Source organism: Candidatus Ishikawaella capsulata Mpkobe, from assembly GCF_000828515.1.
Classification (GTDB): domain Bacteria; phylum Pseudomonadota; class Gammaproteobacteria; order Enterobacterales; family Enterobacteriaceae; genus Ishikawella; species Ishikawella capsulata.
In genome coordinates this window covers 1-9,139 of sequence record NZ_AP010873.1, presented here as the reverse complement: position 1 = coordinate 9,139, position 9,139 = coordinate 1, and the positions used below count along the sequence as shown (strand labels likewise).

The following is a 9,139-nucleotide window of genomic DNA, read 5'->3' as shown; positions in this document are numbered from 1 at the left end:
ATGAAAAAAATTTCCAGAAGAACATTTTTGATGTTAGCAACAGGAGGAGCTACTGCTTTTATAACAAAAAAATTTTTGATAGATAGACCACATAAAGAAAAAATATACAAATTTCCAATAAAAAATATTCCTTTAATTAATGAAAAACCAGATATGATTAATCCTCCAACCACAGATAGTGGAACTTTACCAAATCTTAGATTTGCTTTTGATGATGCTCATATTCGTAAAAGCACAGGAGGATGGACTAGACAAATAACTAAAAGAGAATTAGCTATTTCTAACACCATAGCTGGAGTTAATATGAGACTATATAAAGGAGGTATAAGAGAACTACATTGGCACAAAGAAGCAGAATGGGCTTATATGTTGTACGGTAAAGCTAGAATAACTGCTATAGATATAAAAGGTAAATGGTTCATTAAAGATGTAAATGTGGGAGATCTATGGTATTTTCCTCCAGGAATTCCACATTCTATTCAAGGATTAAGTAAAGATGGATGTGAGTTCTTATTAGTTTTTGATAACGGAAATTTTGATGAAGAAAGTACTTTTTTATTAAGTGATTGGTTTAAACATATACCAATTGATATCTTGGCAAAAAACTTTAATACCAGAAAAGAAATTTTCAAGAATTTACCTTCTCCAGAAAAAAAATATATTTTTTCAGGTGAAATAAATAATAAAATTTATTATAAAAATATAAAAATGACTCAAAATTCTAGGTATAAATTTAGTTATAAACTAATGAATAATAATATTATAAAAACAAAAAAAGGTGAAATATATATTGCAGACTCTTCAACTTTTCACATATCAAAAAACATATCAGCTGCATTAGTGTTATTAGAACCGGGTTCTATCAGAGAATTACACTGGCATCCAAATAATGATGAATGGCAATATTATATTAGTGGACAAGGTAGAATGGGTGTATTCGCTTCATCAGGTCAAGCTAGAACATTTGATTTTAAATCAAGAGATGTTGGTTATGTTCCTTTTGCAATGGGACATTACATACAAAATACAGGTCCTGAGAGATTAATTTTCTTAGAAATTTTCAATAGTAATTATTATGCAGATATTTCTCTTAATCAATGGTTAGCTGTTACACCTCCTTATCTAGTACAACAACATTTAAATTTGAATAATGAATTTATAGAAAACTTAAATAGAAAAAAATGTCCTATTATATAATTTTATTTTTAATAAAATTTAAAAAATCATATTGATTGAAATTTATAAATTGAACCTATTTTTAATATTTGAGTTAATTCATCTAAAGCTTGATATACTTCAGTTAAAAGTTGAACATCAATAAGATCATTAATGCATAATTGATCCCTATAATATTTGTTAATCCATTTCTTTAATTTTTCATATAGTAAGTCATTTAATAAAAAATTGGCATTTATTGATTTAAATTGCTCTTGATTCAACATTACTTTTAAACGTAGACAAGCAGGACCACCTCCATTGCACATACTTTCATGTAAATTAATTGTTTGAATCTCATCTATTGGATACAAATCATTCGCAATAATTTTATTAAGATAGTTCCATATATTCTCAATATAGTAACATTCATCTGGAACTAAAATAATCATTTTTCCATTATTTTTACTTAATATTTGACTATTAAATAAGTATGACGATATTGCTTCGGATAGTTTCACATCTTTTTCTAATACTTCTATAGCTATAAATGGTAGATTAAGTTTATAACTTTTGGAAATTATTTTATCAATATTTTCATTTTGATTAGTAAAAGCATATTCATGATAAAATAACAAATTTTTGTTAGAAACAGCAATAACATCATTATGAAAAACTCCATGTTTTATTGCAAAAGGATTTTGTTTAAAAAATAAAGTATAATTAGGATCTAACTGATGCAAACGTGATATTGCAGTACTAGCTTCCAGAGTTTGACGATAATTAAAATCTTTTGATTTTAAATGATTAAATACACTATTACCATAAACAAAGATTTGTATTCCTTGATTAATTTCATCCCAGGAAATTCTCATGTGATTAGCTGATCCTTCATCACTAAAACTTTTTTGTTGAATTAAGGCAGAATGATGAGAAAAGAATTTTTCATTGTGAAAAATTTTTTTTAAAATCATTGCATTAAACAAATGTTCTTGAGATCGATGTAAATAATTATTTAAATTAGCAACTGTAAAATGCACTTTTCTATCTAAACTATCATTTGAAGGTGATATTGTTGCAGCATTAGCTAACCACATTGATGAAGCAGAAGTAAAAGCAGATAATAAATCTATAGAAGTATTTGCTACACTATTTAATATTTGTTTTTCTGTTCCGCTAAATCCTAATTTTCTTAAAGCAAATATATTTGGTCGTAACTGTGGAGGAAATACTCCCTGAAAAAAACCTCTATCGAATAAAAACTTCATTTTTTCTAATCCTTGCAAGGCAGCTTTACGAGGATTAGATAATTTATAACGATTATTAAAAGATGCGTTATTATCTATTGAAAGACCAGCATAATGATGAGTAGGACCTACTAATCCATCAAAATTTACTTCAATATTAGAAATACCATTCACATTATAAACCTTTGCAAAAAATATATTTAATTAATTAAAGAAACTACAGGCCAAGCACAATAATCTGCTGCATAGTATCCAGAAGGACGATGATTACCTGAAGATTTTATGCCACCAAAGGGCATTCTACTAGAAGCTCCTGTTAATGCATTATTCCAATTGACTATTCCTGCCTGTGACTTAATTATTAAAGAGTTAAATAATGATTCATCGTTAGATACTAATCCTACTGCTAAACCATATTTGGTATTATTAGCAATATCTACTGCTTGATCAAAATGTTCATATCGTGTTATTTTTATAAATGGACAAAAATATTCTTCATCAGGAAGATTAATATTTGTTGTCTCCATAATACCAGGAGTTAAAAAAGTAGCATTTTTTTCAATTTGTTTCATTTGCAATAATATTCTTCCTCCTAATAATTGTAAATTATTTTGAATTTGTAACATATTATCAACATGTTTATGTGAAATTACACCACCCATAAAAGGTTGTGGTTGATTATTCCAATGACCTATTGACAATTGTTTACTTTTTTCTATTAAATTCAAAATTAAGTTATCACCTTTTTTTCCTGATTTAATTAATAAACGTCTAGCGCAAGTACAACGTTGACCTGCTGAAATAAATGCAGACTGAATAATTAAATCCACTACATAGTTTATATATTCATCTTCAAAATTATCGATAATTAAAGCATTATTTCCTCCCATTTCCAAAACTAAAATTTTTTCTGGTTGTCCTGCAAAATAACGGTGAAAATAACAACCTACTTTTGTGCTACCTGTAAAAAGTACTCCATTTATGTTTTTATTCATTAAAAGCATTTGACCAGTTTTTTTATCACCTTGAATTAAATTTAAAACACCATCTGGTAAATTAGTTTCTTGCCAAATTTTAGTTATAATTTCCGCTGTAGCAGGTGTTAATTCACTAGGTTTAAAAACAACAGTATTACCAGCAATTAAAGCAGGAATAATATGACCATTAGGTAAATGACCAGGAAAATTATATGGTCCAAAAACTGCCATAACCCCATGTGCTTTATGGTGTAATAAAATTCTTTTATTAGATATTTTAATTTCACCATATCCTGTTCTTTTTTCCCAAGAAACTTTAGATATTAAAACTTTATCTATCATTGATTGAACCTCAATATAGGTTTCCCACAATGGTTTGCTTGTTTCTTGAGATATTATAGTTGCTATTTGCTGTTTATATTTATGTAGCAAAGTTACATAGTGATTTATGTAACCCATACGTTGCTCAATATTTATTTTAGACCAATAATTAAAAGCATTACTAGCTGATTCACATGCTTCATTTACATCATCATAATCTGCACTATGTGCTCGCCAAATTACTGATTTATCTTCAGGAGCTATTTTATTTATAATAGTTCCATGACCTGATTTCCATTTTCCATTTATAAAATTGGAATTAACATTCATATTTTTTATTCTCGGGATACAAATTAACAAAACGCAGAGTATCTCCTATTTCAACTTCTAATGCATCATACTGAGCAGAATTGAGTTTTATTAATTGATTTATACAATTATTTTCCAATAGTAAAGCTCGAAAATTATTAAATTTTTCATTAGAGATCAATGTAAATCCTTTACCTGAAATAGGTAAATTTTTATTTTTTTCTGTTATTTTAAATACTTTGCTATTACAAATGCTATGTACTCTATCAGTATTTGCTTCTAAAATTGGACCTGCATCAAAAACATCAATAGATTGGTTCCAATAAAATCCTTCTTGCTCTAAAAATTTTTGAGCTGGTAAGCTATCTAAATGTGTTTTTCCTATAATATTTTTTACTTTTGATGGTAATAAATCTAAGTAAATAGGATAATAAGGTATAAGGTTAGACATGAAAGATTTTATACCTGTATTACTAAGATAATCTGCTTCAGCAAATGATATATTAAAAAAATGACGACCTATAGCATTCCAATAGATAGATTCATCTTTTTTGTTAACTATTCCTCTCATTTCCGCAATTAAGCGCGAAGAAAATAAGTGTTTAAAACAAGCAATAAATAAAAATCTTGCTTTAGATAATAAGAGACCATTTTTATTTTTCTGATAATTGCGATGTAAAAAAAGTGTGCATAGCTCAGTATTTCCAGTATAATGAGCATGTATACTCAACATGCTTAATTTGTGATGCAAATAAATAAGTGATGAAACATTATTTATTTTTTCAATATAAATATTTAAAAATAAATCTTTTAAACCTACAGCAGATTCAATAGCACTAATTCCTACAATTTGATTACTATTAAGATCTTCTAGTCCAAACATATAATATTGTTCTGATCTAGGCAATTTACCATTAAAAGTATTAGTACTACATAATATTCTGTTTTCTAAATATCCTGGATCATAAGGTAATGAGGTTAAGCCAATACCTGTATTTGTTGAAAGTTTTATAATATCTGGTAAATCTTTTTCTTGAATAGGACGAAATAAGATCATTATTATTTATCCTTAAAACGAATGATAGCTTGTTCGAAATATTGAAAACCTTCATATATATCATCTAGAGGGATATTAAGAGCTGGAGTAAATCTTACTACATTAGATCCAGCTATTAATATAAGTAATCCTTCTTCTGAAGCTAATTGAGTTAATTTTTTTGCTTTTCCATAATAAATAGAAGATAATTGAGCTCCAATAAGTAATCCTTTGCCTCTTATTATTTGAAATATATTGTATTTTTTATTTAATTTAATTAATTCATTCATGATAATATCATGTCGTTGCAATACACCTGACAACATTTCATAATCTAATTGAGATAAAACAGTTTCAGCTACTGTTGCAGCTAAAAGATTTCCTCCAAATGTAGTACCATGAGTACCTGGTTGAAAAATTTGTGCCCATTTTTCTTTTGTTAACATAGCTCCAATAGGAAATCCACCACCTAACCCTTTTGCACTAGTGAGAATATCTGGAACAATATTATATTCTTGATAAGCATATAAATAACCAGTACGTCCCATGCCTGTTTGAATTTCATCAAAAATTAATGTAATATCATAATTTGTACAAATTTTTCGCACTTGTTCTAGAAAAAAAGGATCTATTGGTATTACACCACCTTCTCCTATAATTAACTCAACAATAACTGCACATGTTTTAGATGAAATATGTTGTTCAAAAGTTTTCAAATCATTATATGGTAAATGAGTAATAGCTGGTGGTAATGGACCAAAATTATCAGAGTATTTAGACTGACCACCTACAGTAACAGTAAATAAGGTACGACCATGAAAAGAATTTTCAAATGCTATAATTTCATTTTTTGTTTTGTCATAATATTCATTAGCATATTTGCGTGCTAATTTTAAGGCAGCTTCATTGGCTTCAGCTCCAGAATTACAAAAAAAAACTTTATCAGCGAAAGTTAATTCAACTAGTTTTTTAGCTAATTTTAATACAGGTTCATTTGTATAAATATTAGATACATGCCAAAGTTTATTTAATTGCGTGTTTAAAGCATTTATTAATTTAACATTTGAATGACCTAAAGAAGTCACTGCTATTCCACTTGCAAAATCTATATACTCTTTATTTTCTTGATCCCATAAACGTGATCCTCTTCCTTTCACTAGTATAAATGGAGCTGGTGAAAAACAAGGCACTATATATTTATCAAAATCCTCTCTTTTAGGTTGAAAAAACACTTTATTCCTCCTTAAATTCATTTCTCTCAAATAGATAATTAAAATATTGACAAGTAAAATATTTTTTAGCTTATTTAGTTAAAACTTCAAATCCGTTATCTGTTACTGCAATAGTATGTTCCCATTGAGCTGATAAGCTATGATCTCGGGTTTCTACTGTCCAACCATCTGAAAGAACAACAGTTTTAGCTTTGCCTTCATTTAACATAGGTTCAATTGTAAAAATCATTCCTGTTTTTAATTTTGAAGTATTTTCTAAACTATTATAATGTATTATTTGAGGATAAGTATGATAAGTTTGTCCTATACCATGTCCACAATATTCTCTTACAACAGAAAAACCCTTTTGTTTAGCAATTCTTTGAATTGCTATTCCTATGTTATTTATTGTTACTTCAGGTTTAACTACATTTATACCTGCTATCATAGCCTCATAACAAGTGTTTACTAAACATTTAGCTTTTATTGAAGGAGTACCTACAAAGTACATACGACTAGTATCTCCATACCAACCATCCTTAATAACAGCAACATCTATATTAATAATATCACCATCGCGCAATTTCCTATCAGAAGGAATACCATGACATACTACTTCATTAATTGATGTGCAAATAGTATGAGCAAAACCGTTATATCCTAAATTTGCAGGTATTACTTTTAATTTATTTACAATGAAATTGTGACAGATTTTATCTAATTTTTTTGTAGTTATTCCTATAACTATATGAGATTGAATCATATCTAATACACAGGCAGCAGCATGACCAGCTTCACGTACTTTATTAATTTCTTCTTTATTATGTAATTTAACTTTTTTCATTTATTTTCTTATTATGTGGATTTATTATAAATTAACTACTAAGTAGTATCAATTATATTGATTAATATTTTATTATTAAATTTTATTTATCTTATTCATTGCCCATATGCGTTTTACTTGACTAACACTACATTGTGCCATCTTAGCAGTATTATATATACTATGGCCTTTTTTTCTTAAACTAACAATATATTCATGAATCATCTTTTTAGGAGGACGCCCTTTATATTTTCCTGCTTTTTTAGCAATATTCACACCTTGACGAATACGATCACGACGAGTTTCGTAATCATCTCTTGCCATTTGTAAAGCTATTTTTAATAGCATATTTTGCATACAGCTAATAATAATATTATTAACACCTTTTACTTCATGAATTAAATCTGTTAAATCAACTATACCTGGTATAACTAATTTTACACCTTTATTACGAATAGAATCAATTAATATTTCAGCTTCTTCTAAAGGTAAGCGACTAATCCTATCAATTTTTTCAGCAATAACAATTTCTCCAAATTTTAAATCAGAAATCATACGCATTAATTCAGGACGATCTGTACGAGCTCCAGAGGCTTTTTCTCTATATATGCCTGCAATATAGTAATCCGATGATAATGTATTCATAACAACCATTTCCTGTCGTTTAAGATCCTGTTTATCAGTACTTACACGTAAATAAATTCGAACTGCTTGTATTAGTTTTTTAGATTGTGACATACTTATCTCCGTCATGGTTAATTTAACTATAGTTAAATTAACCATTTTAGGTAACTTATCTAAGTTATTAAAAATTACTATTCAAAATCAACATTAGATATTACATCAATATTTTTTAATTTAGGAGTACGACGATGAATAATAAAAAATATGCAATTGTTACTTTTTACTTCAGAATAATCTAAATAACCAATTTTTTGCAATTGTTTCAATGCTCTTCTTACAATATAATTTTGTGTAGTAATTTTAGAACTCAAATTTAAGCGTAATCTTAAACGTGATATTGAAACTGGTCCTGGATTTAAAGGTAAACTTTCTAAATAAGTATATAAAGCCTGTGAAGATTCTTTACGTTTAAGAAATGAAATAGCACGTAAATGTAATAAAACCTTATGATCAAAATTGTATAATTCGAATAAATTAGGGTCTGCTTGAATATTCACAATATCCTTTTCACTATTATAGTAAGCAGATTGTACTAAATGCGTATGATAGGCTTTTCCATTTCCCTCAAAAGATAAAGTATTAGTAGCAATACGACGTAAAGAAGCATCAAGACGTTTACGTAAAACTGATGATGAATGCGCTGAAGGTATTCCACACATTTTTATAAAATTTATAAAAGGCAACGTAACACTATTTTTTGTAGAAGCAAATTTTGCAAATGACTGAATTATACCTATCCATGTTTTAAAATCACTATCCATATCTAATCTTTCTCCAACAATAGTAATTTTATTATAACCTTCTGCTCTTACTAAAGATAAATTTTTGAAAGCTCTTGTAGCATCAGTAGATACTACAAATGAAGATTTTCTTCGTGCAGTAGATTTTAAAGTGGGAACGAATAATCCTAAACGCATTAATGCTACAGGTTGAACTGTATTATTTTTATTTGGAGATAAATAAACAATTTCACCAGTATTTTTAGTAACTGAAAGAAATGGTTCGAGTAAATATTTACTTTCAATGTCTATATTCATTATTTTTATAAAATATTCATATTGTTAATTAACATGAGATGTTATCTGATTATAGTGAACATTATTACTGATTACAGTGAACGTTTTACTGACTATAGTGAACGTTTTACTGACTATAGTGAACGTTTTACTGACTATAGTGAATCTTAAAGTACTATAAAACCTTATCACATATGCTTTAACAAAAACGGGGATCTTTTAGGATCTTTTAGGATCTTTTAGGATCTATATAGGATCTAAAAGACAAAAAAATGTTAATAACTTTAAAAAAGATTTTAATAACTTAAAAAGAAGATGTTATTATGAACAAATATCTGCAAAAACACATGAAGGTAAAAG

At 27.6% G+C, this 9,139-nt stretch carries 8 protein-coding genes; 1 reads left to right on the top strand and 7 read right to left on the bottom strand.

The annotated features are described in order from the left end of the window. The gene (locus ICMP_RS03315) at window positions 1-1,197 is read left to right on the top strand and encodes a cupin domain-containing protein (protein WP_041070269.1); all 1,197 of its coding nucleotides are present in this window, start codon (window positions 1-3) and stop codon (window positions 1,195-1,197) included. Window positions 1,198-1,223: 26 nt separating this feature from the next. Here the strand turns inward: ICMP_RS03315 and astB are convergent, their stop codons facing one another. The 7 genes from astB to ICMP_RS03280 form a co-directional block, all read right to left on the bottom strand. After that, on the bottom strand, window positions 1,224-2,567 hold the full coding sequence (gene astB / locus ICMP_RS03310; protein WP_041070275.1) for an N-succinylarginine dihydrolase: 1,344 nt from the start codon (window positions 2,565-2,567) through the stop codon (window positions 1,224-1,226). A 35-nt stretch (window positions 2,568-2,602) separates the two neighbouring features. After that, window positions 2,603-4,030 (bottom strand): succinylglutamate-semialdehyde dehydrogenase, encoded by a 1,428-nt coding sequence (gene astD / locus ICMP_RS03305; protein WP_052456854.1) that lies wholly within the window; start codon window positions 4,028-4,030, stop codon window positions 2,603-2,605. After that, window positions 4,020-5,066 carry an arginine N-succinyltransferase gene (locus ICMP_RS03300; protein WP_041070266.1) on the bottom strand — a complete coding sequence of 349 codons (1,047 nt, stop codon included), beginning with the start codon at window positions 5,064-5,066 and terminating at the stop codon, window positions 4,020-4,022. Before ICMP_RS03300 ends, astD begins: the two co-directional genes overlap by 11 nt. Window positions 5,067-5,068: 2 nt before the next feature. After that, on the bottom strand, window positions 5,069-6,277 hold the full coding sequence (locus tag ICMP_RS03295; RefSeq protein ID WP_041070263.1) for a bifunctional succinylornithine transaminase/acetylornithine transaminase: 1,209 nt from the start codon (window positions 6,275-6,277) through the stop codon (window positions 5,069-5,071). Between the two features lie 70 nt (window positions 6,278-6,347). Continuing rightward, entirely contained in the window at window positions 6,348-7,100 is a 753-nt protein-coding gene (map, locus tag ICMP_RS03290; protein WP_041070260.1) for a type I methionyl aminopeptidase, read from the bottom strand. 75 nt (window positions 7,101-7,175) lie between these two features. Further along, on the bottom strand, window positions 7,176-7,817 hold the full coding sequence (locus ICMP_RS03285) for a recombinase family protein (protein WP_041070256.1): 642 nt from the start codon (window positions 7,815-7,817) through the stop codon (window positions 7,176-7,178). Between the two features lie 77 nt (window positions 7,818-7,894). Then, on the bottom strand, window positions 7,895-8,800 hold the full coding sequence (locus ICMP_RS03280; protein WP_173401955.1) for a RepB family plasmid replication initiator protein: 906 nt from the start codon (window positions 8,798-8,800) through the stop codon (window positions 7,895-7,897). Between the last annotated feature and the right edge of the window lie 339 nt (window positions 8,801-9,139).